This window comes from Phyllobacterium sp. P5_D12 (assembly GCF_054049495.1).
Genome location: NZ_JBFUMG010000894.1, coordinates 1 through 1250 on the forward strand (window position 1 = coordinate 1; position 1250 = coordinate 1250).

At 58.8% G+C, this 1250-nt stretch carries 1 protein-coding gene; it reads left to right on the top strand.

Annotation, left to right across the window (positions count from 1 at the left end):
- The coding region (locus tag ACXJ5O_RS27400; RefSeq protein WP_457302660.1) for a calcium-binding protein at window positions 1–1250 on the top strand (1250 nt) is incomplete at both ends.

Consider the following 1250-nt stretch of genomic DNA (forward strand, 5'->3'; position numbering starts at 1 on the left):
ATGATATCATTTTCGGCCAGGCCGGTGCCGATGTTCTCGACGGTGGCCTCGGCGATGATTTTCTTAGTGGGGGCAGTGGCAAGGACGATGTGCACGGCGGCGATGGCAAGGATACCATTGCCGCCGATACTGATCAGGCGGACGATGTTTATGACGGCGGCACCGGCATCGACACGCTAGACTATTCCGCAGTCCTGCACGGCAGCACCATCGATCTCGATGAAGGCACTGCATCCAGTGACGAGATCGGTCACGACGCGATCTCGAACTTCGAGATCCTGCTGGCCGGGGCGGGGCAGGATGACATTCAAGGCAGCGATGCGGCCGAGGAGATCCATGGCAATGGCGGCGATGATGTGATCGATGGCGGGGGTGGCGCTGACATTGTGTCCGGCGGTGAAGGCAATGATCAACTGGCGGATGGGACAGGAGCGGATAGGGTCAGCGGCGATGCTGGCCAGGACACTGTCACAGCTGCCATGGATGAGGCGGCCGATACATATGATGGCGGCGAGGGAATCGACACGCTCGACTATTCTGCCGCGCTGATGACCGTGGTCGTCGATCTCGTCGCCGCCAATGCCAGCGGCGCGGAAATCGGTACGGACAGCATTACCAATTTCGAGGTCATCAAGTCCGGCGAGGGTGATGACGAAATCAGGGGGAGTGGTGCCAACGAAACCCTGATCGGCAACGGCGGAAACGACGTTATATCGGACGGTGCCGGCGAAGACTGCGTGCTGGCAGGCACGGGCGACGATATCGTATTGGCGGCGGCCGATGGCAGCGACGATATCTATTGCGGCGAGAGTGGATCCGACACTCTCGACTATTCGCAGTCGGCACAAGGCGTACTTGTCGATCTGAATACGGGTACGGCGACAGGATTTGCGATCGGCAATGATGTGATCTCAGGCTTCGAACAGGTGATCGGAAGCGCTGCCAATGATCAGATGAACATCGGTACCACCGCGATGATCCTTGAAGGCAACGGCGGTGCAGACACCTTCCAGTTCCAGATCCCTGAAGGCAGTTCGAGCGCAGAGGTCATCCACCAGATCCTCGACTTCATGGTTGGCGATCGCATCGAGATGTCGAGGTACGAGATCTTCGAAGATGTCATCGACAGTCTGGAAGATCGGTTCGRGGAAACCTACGGCGACGATGCCGACGCGCAACCGCTGCCGATCCGCGTTCGTCACGAAGGAACGGACGAACTGCAACAGACGCTGATCGAGGTCGATATGGAC